This window comes from Neobacillus sp. SAB-20_R2A (genome assembly GCF_049568635.1).
Taxonomy (GTDB): Bacteria; Bacillota; Bacilli; order Bacillales; family Cytobacillaceae; genus Neobacillus; species Neobacillus citreus.
On record NZ_CP145895.1, the window covers coordinates 4,394,533 to 4,412,967 of the forward strand.

At 39.6% G+C, this 18,435-nt stretch carries 23 protein-coding genes; 4 read left to right on the forward strand and 19 right to left on the reverse strand.

Translation table 11 applies throughout. From position 1 onward, the window contains the following. Positions 1-8 precede the first annotated feature (8 nt). Positions 9-1,040, reverse strand: coding sequence for a competence type IV pilus assembly protein ComGB (gene comGB / locus V5M37_RS21535; RefSeq protein ID WP_423799083.1), 1,032 nt, complete (start codon positions 1,038-1,040; stop codon positions 9-11). Then, positions 1,027-2,079 (reverse strand): competence type IV pilus ATPase ComGA, encoded by a 1,053-nt coding sequence (gene comGA / locus V5M37_RS21540; protein ID WP_423802661.1) that lies wholly within the window; start codon positions 2,077-2,079, stop codon positions 1,027-1,029. Before comGA ends, comGB begins: the two co-directional genes overlap by 14 nt. A gap of 258 nt (positions 2,080-2,337) precedes the next feature. On the opposite strand from comGA, the gene V5M37_RS21545 reads away from it, so the two are divergent. Together V5M37_RS21545 and V5M37_RS21550 are read left to right on the forward strand one after the other, a co-directional pair. Next, a complete protein-coding gene (locus V5M37_RS21545) occupies positions 2,338-3,036 on the forward strand; it encodes a helix-turn-helix transcriptional regulator (RefSeq protein ID WP_213144859.1) in 699 nt (232 codons plus the stop codon). Positions 3,037-3,121: 85 nt separating this feature from the next. Next, positions 3,122-3,364, forward strand: coding sequence for a DUF2626 domain-containing protein (locus V5M37_RS21550; RefSeq protein WP_213120184.1), 243 nt, complete (start codon positions 3,122-3,124; stop codon positions 3,362-3,364). A gap of 33 nt (positions 3,365-3,397) precedes the next feature. Here the strand turns inward: V5M37_RS21550 and V5M37_RS21555 are convergent, their stop codons facing one another. Continuing rightward, positions 3,398-4,495 (reverse strand): class I SAM-dependent methyltransferase, encoded by a 1,098-nt coding sequence (locus V5M37_RS21555; RefSeq protein ID WP_423799084.1) that lies wholly within the window; start codon positions 4,493-4,495, stop codon positions 3,398-3,400. Positions 4,496-4,680: 185 nt separating this feature from the next. Further along, on the reverse strand, positions 4,681-5,316 hold the full coding sequence (locus tag V5M37_RS21560; protein ID WP_423799085.1) for an MBL fold metallo-hydrolase: 636 nt from the start codon (positions 5,314-5,316) through the stop codon (positions 4,681-4,683). Between the two features lie 94 nt (positions 5,317-5,410). Between V5M37_RS21560 and V5M37_RS21565 the strand changes: the two genes are divergently transcribed. Then, positions 5,411-5,887: a hypothetical protein gene (locus V5M37_RS21565; RefSeq protein ID WP_423799086.1), complete on the forward strand. Its 477-nt coding sequence runs from the start codon at positions 5,411-5,413 to the stop codon at positions 5,885-5,887. A gap of 103 nt (positions 5,888-5,990) precedes the next feature. Beyond that, positions 5,991-6,167, forward strand: coding sequence for a DUF2759 domain-containing protein (locus V5M37_RS21570; protein ID WP_423799087.1), 177 nt, complete (start codon positions 5,991-5,993; stop codon positions 6,165-6,167). A 32-nt stretch (positions 6,168-6,199) separates the two neighbouring features. On the opposite strand, the gene V5M37_RS21575 is transcribed toward V5M37_RS21570, so the two are convergent. The 15 genes from V5M37_RS21575 to pstB (V5M37_RS21645) all read right to left on the reverse strand — a co-directional run bounded on the left by V5M37_RS21575 (position 6,200) and on the right by pstB (V5M37_RS21645) (position 18,428). Further along, positions 6,200-7,336: a hypothetical protein gene (locus tag V5M37_RS21575; RefSeq protein WP_423799088.1), complete on the reverse strand. Its 1,137-nt coding sequence runs from the start codon at positions 7,334-7,336 to the stop codon at positions 6,200-6,202. A gap of 146 nt (positions 7,337-7,482) precedes the next feature. Then, positions 7,483-8,451: an ROK family glucokinase gene (locus tag V5M37_RS21580; RefSeq protein WP_423799089.1), complete on the reverse strand. Its 969-nt coding sequence runs from the start codon at positions 8,449-8,451 to the stop codon at positions 7,483-7,485. 9 nt (positions 8,452-8,460) lie between these two features. Further along, positions 8,461-8,670: a YqgQ family protein gene (locus tag V5M37_RS21585; protein ID WP_423799090.1), complete on the reverse strand. Its 210-nt coding sequence runs from the start codon at positions 8,668-8,670 to the stop codon at positions 8,461-8,463. Positions 8,671-8,737: 67 nt separating this feature from the next. Next, complete coding sequence (locus V5M37_RS21590; protein ID WP_423799091.1) at positions 8,738-10,120, reverse strand: rhomboid family intramembrane serine protease; 1,383 nt, start codon at positions 10,118-10,120, stop codon at positions 8,738-8,740. A 338-nt stretch (positions 10,121-10,458) separates the two neighbouring features. Next, positions 10,459-10,653, reverse strand: a complete 195-nt coding sequence (locus tag V5M37_RS21595; RefSeq protein ID WP_213120176.1) for a hypothetical protein — start codon at positions 10,651-10,653, stop codon at positions 10,459-10,461. A 90-nt stretch (positions 10,654-10,743) separates the two neighbouring features. Continuing rightward, positions 10,744-11,700 (reverse strand): L-lactate dehydrogenase, encoded by a 957-nt coding sequence (locus V5M37_RS21600; protein ID WP_423799092.1) that lies wholly within the window; start codon positions 11,698-11,700, stop codon positions 10,744-10,746. Between the two features lie 27 nt (positions 11,701-11,727). Further along, on the reverse strand, positions 11,728-12,513 hold the full coding sequence (locus V5M37_RS21605) for a DUF92 domain-containing protein (RefSeq protein ID WP_423799093.1): 786 nt from the start codon (positions 12,511-12,513) through the stop codon (positions 11,728-11,730). Beyond that, positions 12,510-13,076, reverse strand: a complete 567-nt coding sequence (locus V5M37_RS21610; RefSeq protein ID WP_423799094.1) for a 5-formyltetrahydrofolate cyclo-ligase — start codon at positions 13,074-13,076, stop codon at positions 12,510-12,512. The genes V5M37_RS21605 and V5M37_RS21610 overlap by 4 nt, the downstream gene beginning before the upstream one ends. A 63-nt stretch (positions 13,077-13,139) precedes the next feature. Beyond that, the gene (gene rpmG / locus V5M37_RS21615) at positions 13,140-13,289 is read right to left on the reverse strand and encodes a 50S ribosomal protein L33 (protein ID WP_082692947.1); all 150 of its coding nucleotides are present in this window, start codon (positions 13,287-13,289) and stop codon (positions 13,140-13,142) included. A 54-nt stretch (positions 13,290-13,343) separates the two neighbouring features. After that, positions 13,344-13,982 (reverse strand): hypothetical protein, encoded by a 639-nt coding sequence (locus tag V5M37_RS21620; RefSeq protein WP_423799095.1) that lies wholly within the window; start codon positions 13,980-13,982, stop codon positions 13,344-13,346. A gap of 16 nt (positions 13,983-13,998) precedes the next feature. After that, the gene (locus tag V5M37_RS21625) at positions 13,999-15,240 is read right to left on the reverse strand and encodes a glycosyltransferase family 4 protein (RefSeq protein ID WP_423799096.1); all 1,242 of its coding nucleotides are present in this window, start codon (positions 15,238-15,240) and stop codon (positions 13,999-14,001) included. Next, the gene (locus V5M37_RS21630) at positions 15,233-15,919 is read right to left on the reverse strand and encodes a DUF4912 domain-containing protein (protein ID WP_423799097.1); all 687 of its coding nucleotides are present in this window, start codon (positions 15,917-15,919) and stop codon (positions 15,233-15,235) included. Before V5M37_RS21630 ends, V5M37_RS21625 begins: the two co-directional genes overlap by 8 nt. A 250-nt stretch (positions 15,920-16,169) precedes the next feature. Continuing rightward, a complete protein-coding gene (gene phoU, locus V5M37_RS21635) occupies positions 16,170-16,829 on the reverse strand; it encodes a phosphate signaling complex protein PhoU (RefSeq protein WP_423799098.1) in 660 nt (219 codons plus the stop codon). Positions 16,830-16,842: 13 nt separating this feature from the next. Continuing rightward, positions 16,843-17,616: a phosphate ABC transporter ATP-binding protein PstB gene (gene pstB, locus V5M37_RS21640; protein ID WP_423799099.1), complete on the reverse strand. Its 774-nt coding sequence runs from the start codon at positions 17,614-17,616 to the stop codon at positions 16,843-16,845. A gap of 14 nt (positions 17,617-17,630) precedes the next feature. Next, positions 17,631-18,428 (reverse strand): phosphate ABC transporter ATP-binding protein PstB, encoded by a 798-nt coding sequence (gene pstB / locus V5M37_RS21645; protein ID WP_423802662.1) that lies wholly within the window; start codon positions 18,426-18,428, stop codon positions 17,631-17,633. Positions 18,429-18,435 lie beyond the last annotated feature (7 nt).

The following is an 18,435-nucleotide window of genomic DNA, read 5'->3' on the forward strand; positions in this document are numbered from 1 at the left end:
TTTTTTTATTAAATTCCATCAAGCATATGAAACATGGGTAAAAGGATCGCTAAATACATGGAAACAACTAATAAACCGATAAACAGATAAAGAATGGGCTGAATCGTCCTTAGGCTTTTTTCAATTAGTACTTCCAGGTTCATCACACAATGCTTGCTGAAAAAGAGCAATTCCTGTTCCAATTTGCCATTTTCCTGGCCGTGTTTAATAATCATCGGAAAACCCTTGTCAAAAAAAATCATCGAAGCAAATATGGTTTCTAATTTTTCGCCCGTTACAAGCTTGGCCTTAATTTCTTTACCAAGTTCACTGTAAAAAGGCTGTCTTTTGTTTTCCTCAAAGAGACCCAAGCTCTCTGAAACTGAAATTCCGCCAGATAAAAGGAAGCTTAATTGAATGGAGAAATAATGAGTAAACAGCAATTTGAGGATTCTGCCGATAAAGGGCAGACGCACGAGCAGCATTCGCTGCTTTAAAATGGGATAGTTTCGGAAGATAAAATAATAATAAATTGCTGTTGCCAATAAGAATGCAAGCAAAGCACCAATGACGATTGGGAAAATTTCATCGAAAGCATAGATGACCTTTGAAAAAAAATTCTCCTCCAAACCAAGCGATGAAAAAAGTTCTGTAAACCTTGGCAGCAATGTATTCTCTAAAAAAACGAAGAGAATCCCGGTAATAAAAAGCAGCAATACTGGATATTGAAGCAATTTTAAAAGCTTATGCAGATCCTTCTCCTTTAACAATGCGAGACGGCTGCCCTCAAGCAGCGCTTCGGCAAAACTCCCATGCTGCTCAGCAAAGTAAACAAAACCGGTTAAATCCTTGTGAAAGCCAAGCCTTTCAAGGACCTCATGAAACGGCAGCCCGTTTTTTAAAACTGTTAATGATTGATATAACTCCTCCTTTCTCTTCTGAGGCAAGTACAATGCTATGGAATCAATTGCTTCGGCAATTGGATATCCCCGTGCCAACAGCTCGCCAATTTGTTTTAAGAAGTTGGCTTGCTCAGTTACAGACCATTTATGATTCTTCATCATAAACCAGCCTGTCGTATTCAGATTCCTGAATAAATCCTAAGGCAATCCCCTTTTTAATGACATCCCGGATTGTCCGATAACTGGTTTCAACCTTCTCTCCCTTTGCAGCTTTCATGGCGCTATTCAAATTTTTCCCCGCCAAAAGCTCAAACACACTCGCCCTCTTCCACCTTCCATACGAATAACAAAATGGAGTGCATTCACCCTCGCAAAACGGACAGGTTAATTCAACAAGTCTTTGAGCAGTCACCGCAATTAATGTCTGTTCAACCTCCAGCCAATTCACTCCAAATTCGTGCAGGCGGAACACCGCTCCCTTCGCATCTCTAGTGTGCATCGTGCTGAGTACTAAATGCCCGGTTAAGGCTGCGCGTACAGCAATCCTAGCTGTTTCTGCGTCCCTGATTTCCCCGACCATTATGATGTCCGGATCATGCCTTAAAATCGCTTTGAGGCCGGCCGCATAAGTGACACCAGCTTTTTCATTCACTTGTACCTGCAGAACGGAATCGTAATTTTTTTCAATCGGGTCTTCGAGTGTAATAACATTGCGATGGAATAGGTGGGCGGTTTCATTTAAAAGGGAATATAAGGTAGTTGTTTTCCCTGAGCCAGTCGGCCCGGTAAAAATGATTAAACCGTGAGCATGTTTTAATAAAGCTAGAAGTTTTCTGGTCATTGCCGGGAATAAGGAAAGCTGATGAAAAGGGATTTGCTCCTTCTGGGGTAATAGCCTGATGACAAGGCTTTCGCGTGTATTGGATGGCAGGGTAGATAGCCTAAGCCCCATTAATTGTCCGTTAACCTCACAAAAAATTGCACCGCTTTGCGGACGTCTTCTTTCGCCGATATCCATATTCGCTTTAAATTTAAAATGGGAGATCAATTTGTCGCATTCATCTTTTGGAAGGGATAATCGAGGAATGAGTTTGTTGGTTAACCGGATTTGAACGAGTGTGTCATTCTGCCTGGGAATTATGTGAATGTCAGTTGCTTGGTTTCTTGCAGCGTCACGAATAATTCTGTCAGCTAACATTTCAATTGAACTAACAATGGGAATCACCGCCTTTAAATTTTCTTTTCTGATATTTCGACAGTCTTCTTACCCTTCCTTCTTTATTTTAAAAAAGTTTTTTTGTAAAGAAAAGGAGTATATTTCTAATTTTGTTACAATTTATCGTCAATAATTGTGAACATTTTCTAAACATATAGTGTTTACCTTGTTAACCTCATTCCCACTTTAGTATCGCTGTATTATAATGGAATAAATCATGGGGGTCCGAGGTGAAACGAGATGGAACAAACGTTAAAAATTACTAACGTGTTGTCAGATCCAACTAGATATTACATTTATCAATACATTACGAAACGCCACAAGGAAGTAACCGTTCAGGAGATCGCGGATAATTTCAACATCCACCCGAATGTGGCGAGATTGCATCTTTCTAAGCTCGAAGATGTGAACATGCTGGTTTCGGAAACAAAGAAAACAGGGAAAGGCGGACGGCCAAGCAGATTATATCGTTTGTCAGAGGATGTAATCCAGCTCCACTTCCCATTCCGCGATTATATGCTTTTATCAAAAGTGGCCATTCAAACGATGATTTCCCTTGGCGAGGCTGGAAGAGATGCACTTTATTTAACAGGGAAGCGTTTTGGGGTTGAAGTGATTGAACAGGAAAAAGCAAAAAAAGCTCTTGGCGATGAATTAAATTTTGATGAAAAGCTAAGCATATTAAAAAATGCAGCCACGCTGGCAGGCTTCTATCCGGAATTTGAAGCAAATGGGGATGAAACGAAAATTTATTTCTCGATTTTCAATTGCCCATTCAAAGAAATAGCGGAAGAACATACCGAAGCTGTCTGCAATATGCATCATGAATTTTTAAAGGGAATGTTTGAAGCGCTGTTTGATTCAGTTGACCTGATTGAAAAGGAAAATATGATTGCTGGCTGCGAAACTTGCTCTTATCAAGCATTTGTAACAAACTAATTCTGAAACCATTATTTACATTATTCCTTCTTTTACTTATAATATTGTAATGATGGTATCGAAAGGGTAAAAGGAGGGGATACATATGGACCGCATGTTCAGAGTATGTGGTTTCTGGACGGGCATTTTTACTGTGATGTTATATCTTGGCGATTTAAACAAAACAGCATTGCTTTTCCTAGCCCAAACAGGATTCTTCGTTCTACTTAGTTATCTTAAATTGTCTGAACGTATGTATATGTATGTGTTCGGAGCATATCTAACTATTTTCTTTGCTGGCTTTACATATTGGACTACGTTCATGATGCCGCTTGGTGGAGGCCACTAAGAAAAATAAAAACGCCGTTTCGATACGGCGTTTTTATTTTTGATTTTGAAATAAATTTATATCCCGCGTTACCATTCCTTTTTCCTGAATAACAATATGAAAATAAGAACTCATCCCACCCGGCATAATTAAACTGCGGATGGCCCGATTTCTTTTGCTGACCTCAGAAAATGGATTAGGGTCATAATGGTTCTCAAGCTCCTGAAGGATTCCTGCCTTCAACAGAAACTCATCCTGACGCAGCATGGTGACAAATTCAAACGCTAACTGTCTCCCTCTTTCAATCAGGTAGTCGAAATGGATATGCGTGGTGACATCCATGGCTCCAGGATTTTCTAAAATATTATCATACATTCGATGCTGAAAAAATCCTCTCAGACTTCCGGTCGACCTTGCTGGATGCATCCATTCCTCGTTCGTATAGCCATAATCAGCCGTTACAATCAGCCCTTTTTTGATGGCAGTCGCGATGGAACCTAACATCTCCTTCATCGCTAAAGGCACTTCAATCCGCTGCTTCTCTTTTAATTCCAGCCCGCTTTCCTGCAAAAATTGCAAAATAGCTGGATTGGTCAATGGAACCCTTTGCTCAACAAATCCTTCGTTTTGAATGCCTATCATAACCTCCAGCAATTCACCATTTATTTTTTCAATGACATGAACAGGGAGGGCATCGAAAAGCTCATTTGAAAAAATCATTCCTTCGAAGTCCTTTATAGCCGTTATATCCTCTACCTGAATAACTGAAGGATATTGATCTAATAAATTTTTTTGCAGTCTCCGATGGTAGGGGCTTGTTTCGACAATGACATATTGTAAAGGTCTTTTTATGGATTCCTGCCACTCTTGCAAAAAGGCATGGGCAAAGCGTCCGTTTCCTGCGCCAATTTCGCAAAAGGCATTAGGAAGTCCCGTTTTTTCGCAAATATAAGCAAACCATTTTGCCGCCAGCCTGCCATATATATCTGAAATATTGCTGGTTGTAATAAAATCACCCTGCCGCCCGATTTTCTGCTGGTCTCTCATGTAGTACCCATATTCCGGATGGTAAAGGGCAGCACTTATATAATCTGCATAGGTAATCAATTGGTTTGGTGAGTGTTGAATAAAGCTCTTTATGTACGAAATCATATTTTCTCCTTTTGAATTAACACTATTGACACGGTGTAAACTTTGGTATATTGTAAAGTTAGTAGCTTAACAATATCCCCTCCCATTATATGAATAGAACATCCCCCGAAAGACCCTTTCCTAAATGGAAAAGGGTCTTTCTATTTATTTCCGATGTCCTGCTCCAGGCTTGCACCGCTTTCTTATTAAAATCCATTTAAAAAAGGATTGCTGTCCATTTCGTCTGCGATGGTGGTAACAGCTCCGTGACCTGACAATACATACGTTTCTTCTGGTAATGTTAACAGCTTATCATGGATGCTTTTTAAAAGCTGGGTATGATTACCCCCTTGTAAGTCAGTACGTCCAATACTGCCTTGAAATAAGGCATCACCAGAAATCACAAACCCTTCCTTTGCAAAATAATAAGACACACTTCCTGGTGAGTGCCCAGGAGTATGATAAACGTGGAATGTAAATTCACCGATGTTCATTTCCCCTTCATCCTTAATTAGATGATCAGCCGCATTAGCTTTTATAGGTTCAATTAACGGGAAAAACTGTGATCCGTTTAGAGCTGGATCCCCTAACCACTTTTCTTCTTGTTTATGAATATAAACCGGGATTTGATAAGCGTTTCGGACGTCTTCAACTGCCCCAATATGGTCAAAATGCGCATGTGTCAATAGCACGGCCAGCGGTTTTAATCCTCTTGTGTTTAAAAGATTCAACAGCTTTTTTCCATCACCGCCAGGGTCGACAATTAAGCATGTTTTATCTTTGTTTTCAACAATGTAACAATTTGTTTGAATGCTCCCTAAGGGAATTTGCTGCCACTTCATTACTTTACCTCCAATTTGGATTTGCATTAGAATTATTTTACACTATATTCATGTCTTGGAGAAAGAAATGAATGAAATACAAGGGGGAATGAGAATGAAATCGGCCTTTGCGGTTGAAGCTAAGGGAGAAATAGAATTTCTGCCTGAAATTAAAGAGTTAATATTAAAGGAGACAAATATAGCCTTCCAAAAAGATAACATGTTTATTTATCTACGTGCAGATGATGCGGATTATGCAAAAGAAATTTTAACGGCTGCAGAATTGTTTGAGGAACTGCATCAAGTCATTCTTACTAATAACGGAATCGCAGGACCGTATTTCGAGGATTTTGGCATTCTGTTATTAGACGATTGCTATTGTTTGTTTAAAGCAGATTTACTTTATTTCTCATTTACCGCAGGAAACCCAAATGATATTCAGATGGCCAAATATCAGGTAGAAGAGCATTTGGTGTTTGAAACCATCCATAATGAGACAGCTTTATTTTTTTCAGAGACACATAATAAAGAACTGATTCAAAATATTGCTAAGGCATATAAAACTGTTCTTTCATTTACTATCGACAAATGAAAGAAAAAAATATAAAATAAGAAGCGAATGTATATAATATTGTTACATAATTTTCTAATCATGCAGGTAACTACCTAATTTTATTGGAAAAGGGGGATTATTCATGGGATTGGTCATCATTTTCGCGTTAGTAACCATTTTAGCAGCATTCGGTGGATTTCGTTCACTAAAGAAAAAAAATTTATTAGGTGCATTTTGGGGAATCGCTTCCTTTCTAGTTTTCGGCTGGTTCACCGTTATGACTCTTATTAACTCAGGTTACCCTACAGGAAGCCACTAAAAAAAGACTGCCCTTGGCAGTCTTTTTTATGATTATTCCTTGACCAAGTCGAAAATTTTCTTGGTATTCAAATCAATGATTTTTTCAAACCGCTCTCCATATAGAATCGTTTTTCCTGATGGTGAAATCATTATTGGAGCATTTTTAAGGCCGGTTAAAATTTTTTGGCTGCTGTCTTTCTTCAAATCATATGCAACAAGATTAAAACCTTCCGTGTACACATCAGCTTCCCCATCTTTTACTGCATTTAAAGTAATAAATTCCTTCTCCTTCTCGTTATAATCAAAATAAGGGACGAGCCAATCAGAATATTTCGTCAGCAGTGGGTTTGAAAAAGAATAGATTTCCTGCAATTCTTTATCCAAGAAAGAATAACGTGCTAATTGGTTTTGGTCATTTATCTCAATCTTGACAAGAAGATCTTTAAATGTTGAAAATTGTAAAACAGTTTGAAATAATGTTTTTTCCATCCCATTATTTAACCCCTTCTTAATCAGCGGAGCAAATAAAGAAGGATGTTCTTGATCCCAATTTAGAAAAGCAAGTTCATTTGCATTCATCCATTTATTAAATGGCTGCGGGAGTGACAATTCCTTTGTCTCACCAGACTTAAAATCCAATAGGAAAACGTTAAAATCCCAATCTTCACTGAAAGTTGATACAAGCACTTTTGAGTTATCATACGGATTCCACTCAAAGGATAACTCGTAGGATGGAAACGACTGCTTAAGTTTTTCATTTCCCTTCATATCGATTATTGTTACTAAACCCTCGTAGGAAGATGGCGAAGAATGAATTAAAATAAAACTTTTGGAAGGACTAATTTGCGCGGTGACAATCGGAAATTCACTTTTGTAGATTAACTCGCTTTTCCCCGTCAAGAGATGATAACGATATACATTAGAAGATTGTCCGACATTGGTGATATAAACTATTTCCTCATCTGTCAGCCAGCCAAAGCTTTTATAAAATTCACCATCCGGAATGGAAATGGGGAGCACCTGCTCAATACTTTTCTCTGTATTCGGTGCTTTCGGCTTCTCCGTTCCAGCAGAGCCTTTAGACTTTATCTGCTTATTGTCAGAACACGCACCGAGCAGGAGGGCTAAAACGATTAAAAACACAGTTATTGCTATACCTCTAGGAGCGCTTTCCTTTATTTGAATCATTTTTTCCCTCCCCTGCCAATTTCCTCTTTATACTTAGTACGGAAAAACAGCCTACTTTGTTTCAATTATATTAATTTCTTTACAAAAATGGGAAAAAAGCCGCAGAAAATTCGGCTTTTTTCAAAAATTAAAAGCATCCTAATTATTTACAATTTATTTCTAATAAGCCAGGCTGCTCCTAGCACTCCAGCGTCATTTCCTAAATTCGCGATTGCCAGTTTTGTGGAGTTTCTGACAGGTGTAAAAGCAAACCGCCCAAAATTCTCGATTACAGGCTCTAATAGAATCTCACCTGCTTTGGATACACCACCGCCCAAAACGATTTTCTCAGGATTTAGCAGATTAGCAATATTAGCCAAAGCAAGCCCTAGATGAAAGGCAACCTCCTGAAGGATAGTAAGCGCCAGTTCATCACCCGTTCTTGCTGTATCAAAAACATCCTTTGCAGTTATCTTCCCATTCTTTGCATAAACATCCGCTAACGGACCTTTAACTCCATCCTTCTGAATTTCTGCAAACGCCTGCCGCACAATTCCTGTTGCTGAAGCAACAGTCTCAAGGCAGCCCGTTTTTCCACAATTACAAGGTGCCCCCCCGAACGGAATAGCAGTGATATGACCAATTTCCCCCGCGGCCCCGTTTACTCCCTGAACAATGTTTCCGTTTGAAATCACACCGCCGCCTACTCCAGTACCCAGCGTGACACAAACTAGATTCTTCGCACCACTGCCGGCACCCTTCCACATTTCTCCCAAGGCAGCGCAATTTGCGTCATTTTCAACAGCAGCAGGAAGTGATGTTGCTTTCTCCAGACTATCCTTTAGCGGAAAATTATCCTTCCAGCCCAGGTTAACTGTATTTAAAATCACACCTGTTTCATAATCGACAGGGCCTGGAGCACCCATTCCAACCCCTGCCAGTATATTTTTCGGCTGATTAAGCTCAAGCAGTTTTTCTTCTATCGATTTCGCAATATTACTCGTAATATACTGGCCCTCATCAGAATTATCGGTTGGGATTTCCCATTTATCAATAATTTCCCCGTCCAATGTGATAAAAGCTATTTTCGTCGTTGTCCCCCCTAGGTCAACTCCCGCTATCCATTTTTCTGACAATATTCTCACCTATTTCTTTTGTCCTTTTTCTTTTAAGAATTGGATTTCATGTCTTAAGATTAACAGGGCCGTTTGATATTCTTTAGGCTCCATAAGCTGAGACTGATACAGCTCTTTCAGTTCAGCCTCCATCAGCTCAAGGTCTGCTACCCTGTCGCCAATATAAATGATGGTTCCAAACCTTTTTAGAAATTGTTGAATTTCATAAACCGTTTTCATCGTGGGTCTCCCTCATTCCTAGTCAACAAAAAGTATAACCTATGCCAAAATTGTCCTCAAGGCAAATCTATTCACTGCCTGATGTTTTTATTTGTTGATTAATTTCATCAACCAAATTTGTATATTCTTTTTGATTCGGGTTTAACTTGACTGCTTTTTCAGCATTGAGTTTCGCCGCATTTAGATCATTTTCCTCGAGATTTATTAACGCCAAATTAAAGTAAGCTTGATGAAATTTCGGATCAAGCCGAATAGCTTTCTGCAAATGGAGTTTGGCGTCCGTAAGCATTTGCTTTTTTATTTCAACGTAGGATAAAAGAAAGTAGGTTTTTTCTGTTTCGGACTTTGACCGATCTTCAAAACTTTTTAAAACACTGTATGCCTTATCGTAATTGTTTTGTTTGATATACTCCTGCGCCAGCAGGATTTGCGAATCTTCATCCTGTTTTTGCCCAGCAGCACTAAATCCATAGTTTAAGGAGCCCCAAACAATACCTGCACTCATGATTAAAAAGATGAGCTGAAGCGGAAGCTTTGATTTCTTTGGGAGATTGACCACACCGGCAGCCAGAAATCCTCCGGCCAAACCGCCTAAATGGCCGGCATTATCGATGCCAGATGCTGAAAATCCAAATACAAGATTGATAGCGAGAACGACAATTACATTTAGCCCCATCGTTCGAAAAAATAATTTTGGGTTCATCATGCCAAAATAAAGCAAAGCTCCGAAACACCCAAAGATGGCCCCGCTTGCTCCAGCAGATAAATGCGTACTAAACAAAAGACTCGCGATGACGCCAGCTACACCAGCAAATAAATAAATAAGGAAAAAACGGAATCTGCCGAAGATTTGTTCGACAGCCGTGCCCAAAAAATATAATGCCAAGGTATTCATCGCCAAATGCAAAAAACCGATATGAAGAAAAACAGGTGTTATGAACCTCCAGTATTCTCCTTCATATATTAGCTGATTAACCTTGGCCCCATATTTGATTAATGTCGAAGTATTTGTGCTTCCCCCATTTAATTCCAGCCATACAAAAACGGCCAGCTGAATCACGATAAACACATAAGTAAAGAAAGGCTTGCTATAAGTAAGGACAGCCTTTTCCCTTTTTACCTTATTTACTGCCGTCCCCAAGGTTAATCTTTTCAGCTCTTCCACTTCATTTTCCGAATAATCATTTTGGATATCAAAATGGATGTCTTTTTGCAGCCGTTCTGCAAGATCCTTCAGGCCTGTTTCCCATTCTCCCTTCGTTAATAGAAAAGAACTGACGGATGTTTTACTTCCTTCAGGAAAAAGGTAGGGATTCCTCAGCCTAAATTCATACTCATCGACAGGTGGGAATTCACTGATATAAATATTAGCGATATCCAGTTGAGGGCGCCCTAACTGCTTGCGTATTTTTTCTCCATTGGCTGCCGCAAACTCGATATCTCTTTGCATAACATTGCTCCAATCAAGATTTTCAAGATGAACTCTAATGATTGGGGCTTTTTTGTTTTCTAATTTTTCCAGCCATATTTCCTTTTGGTTCTCAAATAATTGAATAATTCGATAGTCTTGTTCAGAAATAAAAGAAAAGACAAGCCTCCAAAAAATATATTTCTCTCGATTAATGGCTCTCCCCTGCTTTCTTTCATAACAATTATTTTATAAATATTTGTATTCATTTTTGCCGCGTTTCTTTCATTATAAACGAAACTAAAGGCTTTACCGTTTAATAGGCTCTAAAAACCTGAGATGTTGATTTTTTGTCAAAAATAAAAAACCATCTGTGGTTTTCACCATTCAGATGGTCCTCCAAATACCGATTGCATCATTCGTCGTTTTATTCCGGGCAGACTCATCATTGAGCTAACCGCAATTCTTCTCAACCAACCGGAAGAAAGGAGTGTGTTGATAATACGGTATCTAAACCTATAAGCAAAATAACCAAGCGAACCAATCATTAAAATAGAAGTCAGCATTCGAGACATTTTTATCCCTCCTGCCATTATTTTGTGATTCTGACTGAAAGATTATCCAAACTTTCCAGAAAAAATAAAAATTTACCCGAATAAGAAAAATTATTTACCAGCAGGAAATACGGAATTCATTGTCTTCTTTAGTACATCGACAGAATGAGTAAATTTCTGTTGTTCCTCTTCACTTAATTCAAGCTCTACAATTTCTCTTACACCATCCCTGTTCACGACGGCCGGAACGCCAATATACAGATCTTTTTGTCCATATTCTCCATCGAGATAAGCTGAAACCGTCAGAACAGAATTTTCATTTTGCAAGATTGCCTTTGTTAATCGCACAAGTCCCATAGCAATTCCGTAATAAGTGGCACCTTTTTTCTCGATGATATGATAGGCGGCATCACGTACATTCATAAAAATCTGATCAAGTTCTTCCTGCCGAAACCCGTCCTTGCTTTCTGCCCATTTAGAGATAGCTGTACCGGCAATATCAGCATTACTCCATACGGGAAGTTCAGTATCCCCGTGTTCACCAATAATATAAGCATGAACATTACGTGTATCAATATCGAAATAATCACCAAGCAAGAAACGGAACCGGGCCGTATCTAGAATAGTCCCTGAACCAATTACACGTTCTTTTGGAAATCCGGAAAATTTCCAAACAGCATAAGTAAGGATGTCTACCGGATTAGTAGCAACGAGAAAAATCCCATTAAATCCGCTGGCCATTATTTCTTCAACGATACCTTTAAAAATTTTCGTGTTTTTTTCAACCAGATCAAGGCGGGTTTCACCTGGCTTTTGGTTAGCACCGGCTGTAATAACTACGATGTCCGCTTCACCACATTCGGAATAGTCCCCGTACCAGATCTTTGTATGGGACGGCGCAAAAGGGAGACCGTGATTTAAATCCATCGCATCTCCTTCGGCTTTTTCTTTATTTAAATCAATTAAAACAAGTTCTTCAGTAATACCTTGATTTAAGAGGGCAAAGGCGTAGCTTGAACCCACAAACCCTGCTCCGATTACGACCACCCTGTTCACACGATTCAACAAACTAAATCCCCCATTAACAACATATTATTAAAGCATTTGAGCGACAAATATTGCTAAGGCCGCTGCCAACAAACCGGATAGAAAATTAACCATATCATTATCCACCAGAGAAATGCCCTTAATGCGGGAAGTCGGCAGACCGCAATGGTTTCTTTTTTCTGTCTCGATTCCACATTGCTTGCAAACATAAGCCTGTTGATAAAATGCGCCAAATAATGTATCAATGACATTCCCAATATAGCCAAATAAAAATACCAACATTACATTAACGAGACTTAACTGGAATAACCAAAAACTAACCAATGCGATAATCAGTGACCCTAGTAGTGCTGCCATACTGCCAAGCAGACTGACTGCCCCGGAGGTGCCCTTTTCTACTCGCTTAAATGTCCGAATAAAAATCGGCTCTTTCCTGCTTAAACTGCCAATCTCCGAAGCCCAGGTATCAGAATTGGAACTAGCCAATGAAACAATAAGGCCAATTACCCAGCTTTCTCCTGGATGAAAATAATAGCAGATACTAAATAATGCAGCCATGCCGCCATTGGCGATTACCTGGCGCCAATCCCTTGTAGACCCTTTTGCTAATTTCTCTTCCAATTCCCTTTTGGCATAACTTTTATATTTTGACCAGAAACTTGAGGAAACAAAAAACACGCCTAATATAACAAGCCCCTTAATTCCAAATCCAGCATAAATGGCAAGACCGACAAAAACAGCTGCAATAGCACCTGAGGCTGTCAGCGATTTCTCCCGGTAACCAGCTAAACCTCCTGCAAGGAGGATAATAATGATAAGGATTGGTACAATCATACAGTTTTGATAACCTCATTTGTTGTAACAATTTTTGCTACTGGGATATCATATGGTTCAACAGGAAATTCAGGAATCAACTGCTCTTGGAAAGCAAGGGATAGGGTGTTCCCAAAGTACCCTGATAAAAACCGGTCGTAGTATCCGCCGCCAAAGCCCAAGCGAAACCCCGAACGAGTGTAGGCAAGCCCGGGTACGATGAGAAGGTCAATTTTATCTGGACTGACTTCTGTAGTTTGTTCCACATTTGGCTCAAGCAACCCATAGAAAACGGATTCTAATTGAGAAAACTCAGTTAAGCTTCGAAAAGATAACCTTTTTTCCTTTGGGTAACATTTTGGAACAACAACTTGCTTGCCTGATTCCCATGCTTTTCTAATAATTTGATATGTATCGACTTCAGGTGCCCTGGAGATGGTAATGCCAATCACTTGCGCTTGCTCCCAATCTTCCATTTGATAAAGCCTGCTGGCAATTTTATAAGAGTAATCCTCATAAATAGGTTTTGTGAGCTTTGACAGTGATTCTTTCGTTTGTTGACGAATGGAATTTTTATCGTGCATTTTAGAGCACCCCCATGTTTTTTGTTTTTAGGCAACAAAAAAAGCAACAGGAAGCCCTGTTGCTTATTTTGTTTCGCGGTGTACAGTTGTACGCTTTTCTCTTGGGCAATATTTCTTAAGCTCAAGACGATCTGGGTTGTTGCGTTTATTTTTGTTTGAAATATAGTTACGGTCTCCACACTCAGTGCAAGCTAACGTAATATTTACACGCATGTCTATTTCCCTCCAAACGATTAAGCTGTTCGTTCATACGACTTTTCTATAATATCATTTTTCGTTTGGAAATGCTAGTGGGTTTTTTAAAAGTGCTTGCTCCATTAAGATTAATTCCTTTTTACTCGACCCGGAAATCGCCCAGGCATTCATTTTCTGAGTTTCCCGAGAACCAAGGGACATTTTAACGGTATATATGCTCGCTGCCGGCCCTTTTGCCATCGGCTGGTATCTTAGGGCCCCATTCTCCAATGAACTCCAAATTTGGTCGGTATACGCACTCCAAAGCGGAATGGTTGTATACTCACTTAATCCCGCCCCATTAAAATTCCCATTGACAAGAAATACCTTGTGGTCATGGGCGTGAAAAATTTTGCTTTCTGCTGGTGAAATAAACGTGAGGCTGTCTGTGTTGACATTAGAAAAATGATGCATGACAATGACTTTAATGTCCTTCTTGACATCGCTATGATTGCTAATATAAACGCTGAAGAAGCGAATTTTAGAATGGACCTGTTCCGGTTTAATTCTTAGAATTAAGCCTTCTTCATAGATGACCTTTTCGGCACTATTATGCAGAAAGTAGCATTTTCCATTGACCCAGATGCCGAGAACTATTTGCAGCTGCTCCATTAAACCATGGCGGATCGTGTTCTGTTTACTTTTTTGGGACTCGATTAATTCCTTCATCACTGCACCTTTCACCTAATTATTTTTTCATAGTTTCGTTTACCTTTTTCTGTAGAGCCATATCTCCCATCACTTTACCAGTCTCCGAAGCAATTCGGCTCCAGCCATATAAGTTTTTTACAATTTCCTTGCCTTTAGAGCCGATTTCCTCGGCAATGGCTGGATTTTCCTCGAGATAGCTGATCTGTTCAAGCATGCTTTCCGCATCCCCCGGATTCATCAACAGGCCCGTTTGCAAATGCTTGATGATCCCTTTCATGCCACCCGTATTGGACAGAATAGTTGGTTTACCAAGCGCCATTGTTTCCAAGGCAACAATTCCAAAGGGCTCGTACAAACTAGGAATAACAGCCATTGAACACTTGTCTATTAACGCATTTCTCTGTTCATCTGTAATATAGCCGACAAAAGCAATCTGGCCGGCCAATTGCCTTTCCTGAACTTGCAGGCGGTAAGTCTCGAGCATTGGCCCCTTTCCGGCAACAACAAAAAAGTAATCCAAACCCTTTACCTTGGCAATTGCCGCTGCTTCAATAATCGTTTCAAACCCTTTTTCCTTTACGATTCTGCCAATTGAAAAAATATATTTTTTTTCTTGCAAGCAAGGAATTACCTCTCCGGCACCCATATTTGAACTCGGCTCTTCAACCCCGTTTGGTATGACGATTACTTTTTTATCATCAGCCTGAAAAGCGCCAGCAAGGTGCTCCTTCATGTAGCTGCTGCAGACAATAAGCTGATTTGATTCCCTCATTAATTGCTCTTCTTTTCCATGGATAAATCTTTGGATACCTGTAAAAATCCCATTATTCCGGCCATGCTCCGTTGCATGAATGGTCGTTAAAAGCGGAATGTCCAGTAACTCTTTCAAAGTAATGGCGGCGGCACCCACAAGCCAATCATGGGAATGGATCAAGTCAAAAGAGATTTCTTCTGCCAATTTTTCCGCCCGAAAAGCCATTGCTAAATTAAGTCCGCCAATCCATGACAGAAAGTTTTCGTCAAATTCATTGATGGGAAAAACACGGTGTATGTTTACTTGGTTTGCGATTTCATGGTCAGGAAGCTTACTGTCTCCGGCAGTGATGACATGAACCTCGTATCCCATTTTCGCCAAATGAATCGATAATCCGTATACATGTCTTGCTAAGCCCCCAACGACATTCGGCGGATACTCCCAGCAAAGCATCAGCAATTTTACCTTTTTTCCAGATAATCGACTTTGCTTCAAGTCAGCCTCAGGGACAAGCATGTTAGGCATTTTTATTCTCCAATTTAGTTGATTCTTCATAATAACTATACGTACTGACATGGTTTCGCCACTTTGGAGGGCGGTCTTCATACCGTTTGAATTGCAGTAAATCCTGATGCAATTCATTCCCACTTGGTATCTCAGCTGCTGGTGTTTGAATACAATTGGACCTGTATAGAGGGAAAAATCCTGTTTCCGGCAAAAGCACACCCAGCTCCGCTATAAAGCTTCTATTTCCTGTTAATCCTTTAACAAACCAATACCCGTTCTGATAAGGAACAGTAATTTCATAATAATGGTGTGCATTTTTTCCATTAAAAATGATATCCTTCACATCGTAAACCCTTAATACAGTAACTAACTCCTCAAAAGGTTGATTGAAATATAAACGAACGATTTTTTTGGGGGTTTCTGAAAAATCCCAATAGAGAAACATTTTTTGTGGTGTAACAAGCTTGGCTGTAAGTTCACCCTTAAGAGGAACAAAGGTTTGTGGAGTAGATGTAACCGAAGATTTTTCCTGGTTCATGTTCTTTTGAACATGGAGACTTTCACTATTATCTTGGTTCTCGCTTTCCATCCATTTATTCCAGCTGTATTGGACTTTCCCAACGGTAGTATTAAGTTCTACGGCAATCTTACGAAAGGAAAGTCCCTTCCTTCTTAATTCGATAATTTCATTAATCATGGTTTCCTCCATTCTGCAAACAAACAATATATGCATTAAGTAACAATTTATTCCTATCAGTGTTTATTTAATCGTAACACCAGAAAGAGAGTCAGACAATGAACGCAATTTGTCGTATTTTGCCTAAGCCATATGCAAAGCGTGTTTGACGCCGGGAAATTTTTATTAACTAATAAATTATGCGAATTTCAATTAAAAATCGACAACTAAACAAAATAGGATGAGGCCTAAAGCCCCATCCTTCATCATATTATTTATTTAAATTCAGCCGTTTCCCAGTTTCTTGGTAAATTACATTTTCCGCAATATTCGTTGAGTGGTCGGCAATTCTTTCAATGAACCGGCAAATAAAAGACAATTGGATAATTTGGTTCATCGAGTTTGGATTTTGTGGGATATAGGTCATCAACTCATGAACTAGGTTCCCAAACATGTTGTCGACTGCATCGTCTTTTTCCGCACATTTTTGAGCAATCGTGATATCCTCGGTATAAAATGCGGTTATGGAATCAGTCACCATTTCCAAGGCAGCTTCCATCATCTGCGGGATATCAACAATTTCTTTAATATATTTTTCCTCCCCAATATGGACGACTGACTTTGCAATATTGACAGCCATATCCCCCATCCGCTCAACCTCGGATGATACCTTCAATGCGACATTAATTCTTCTTAAGTCCCTGGCTACCGGTGATTCTGTAGCAATCAACATTAATGCTTTTTCATGTATTTCCTGTTCCAAGTCATCAATGGCATTATCACCGTTTATGACACGGTTTGCTAATTCAAGATCTTGATTTAGCAAAGCAAGCATAGCGTCTTTAATTGCCTGTTCCGATTTCCCGGCCATTTTAAGCAGCATTTCTTTTAAATGTTTTAAATTGTTATCAAAATTAGACCTTGTATTCATCCTTTTCACCCCATTATCCGAATCGTCCAGTGATATAGTCTTCCGTTCTTGAATCTTTTGGCATTGAAAAAATGTTTGGTGTCAAATCTACCTCAATTAATTCCCCCATAAGAAAGAAGGCCGTTTTGTCTGAAACACGAGCAGCCTGCTGCATATTGTGAGTGACGATGACAATGGTATACTTTTCTTTTAATTCAAGGATTAACTCCTCGATTTTTAAGGTTGAAATCGGGTCTAGCGCCGAGGTTGGTTCGTCCATTAATAACACATCCGGCTTAGTTGCAAGAGCCCTAGCAATGCAAAGACGCTGCTGCTGTCCGCCAGACAGACCAAGCGCAGGGGCATGCAAACGATCCTTCACTTCGTCCCATAAAGCCACATCGATTAATGCCTTCGTGATAATTTCATCAAGATGTGTTTTTTTCTTTATTCCATGAATTCTAGGACCATATGCAACATTATCATAAATGGACTGCGGAAACGGATTACCCTTTTGAAAGACCATGCCAACGTGTTTACGCAGCTCCACTAAGTCGGTTTTTGGATTTAAAATATTTCCACCGTCAAAGTTCACTTCTCCGGTTATTTTTACATTCGGTATCATTTTATTCATCAGGTTAAGCGTCTTTAGAAAGGTTGATTTCCCGCAGCCCGAAGGACCAATCATCGCTGTGACTTCTTTTTTCTGGATGGGAAAGTTGATGCCTTTTAAGGCATGGTGCTCACCGTACCATAAATTAAGATCTTTTACATCGAAAATATCTCTTGTTAATGTCTGTGTGGACATGAGTGTTCCCCCCCTTATCCGAATCGGCCGGAAATGTATTCTTCTGTCTTTTTAACTGATGGATTAGTAAAGATTGTTTCCGTGCTGTCATATTCAATTAAATCACCGCTTAAGAAGAAAGCCGTTTTGTCCGAAATCCGGGAAGCCTGTTGCATATTATGAGTAACAATAATAATTGAGTATTCCTTCTTTAAATCAACAATTAGGTCTTCAACCTTGGCATTAGAGATTGGGTCAAGTGCTGAAGATGGCTCATCAAGCAGGATGACGGTCGGTTTCATGGCAATCGTTCTGGCAATGCAAAGGCGCTGCTGCTGCCCGCCAGAAAGCGAGAGGGCTGATTTATGAAGTCTATCCTTCACTTCATCCCATAGAGCCGCTTTTCGCAAACTCTCTTCGACAATTTCATCAAGTTTGCTTTTCTTCTTAATCCCAGCAAATTTTAAGCCATGGGTAATATTTTCATAAATAGATTTTGGAAAGGGGTTTGGCTTTTGAAACACCATGCCAATTTCCTTTCTTAAAGCAACTACATTGATATCTTCAGATAAAATATTGAGATCTTCATAGATAATCTCCCCTACTGCTCTTGCCCCGGGGATCAAGTCATTCATGCGGTTGATACTCCTTAGAAACGTTGATTTTCCGCAGCCTGACGGACCGATTAGGGCAGTCACAGAATTTTTCTCAATATCCAAAGAAATCCCATTTACCGCTCGTTTTTCTCCATAAAAAATTTCTAAATTCTTCACAGCTAAAATGGTTTCAGGCTGGAATTCACTTGTTGTTTGAAAAGGTAATTCCACATTCATTCTCTCC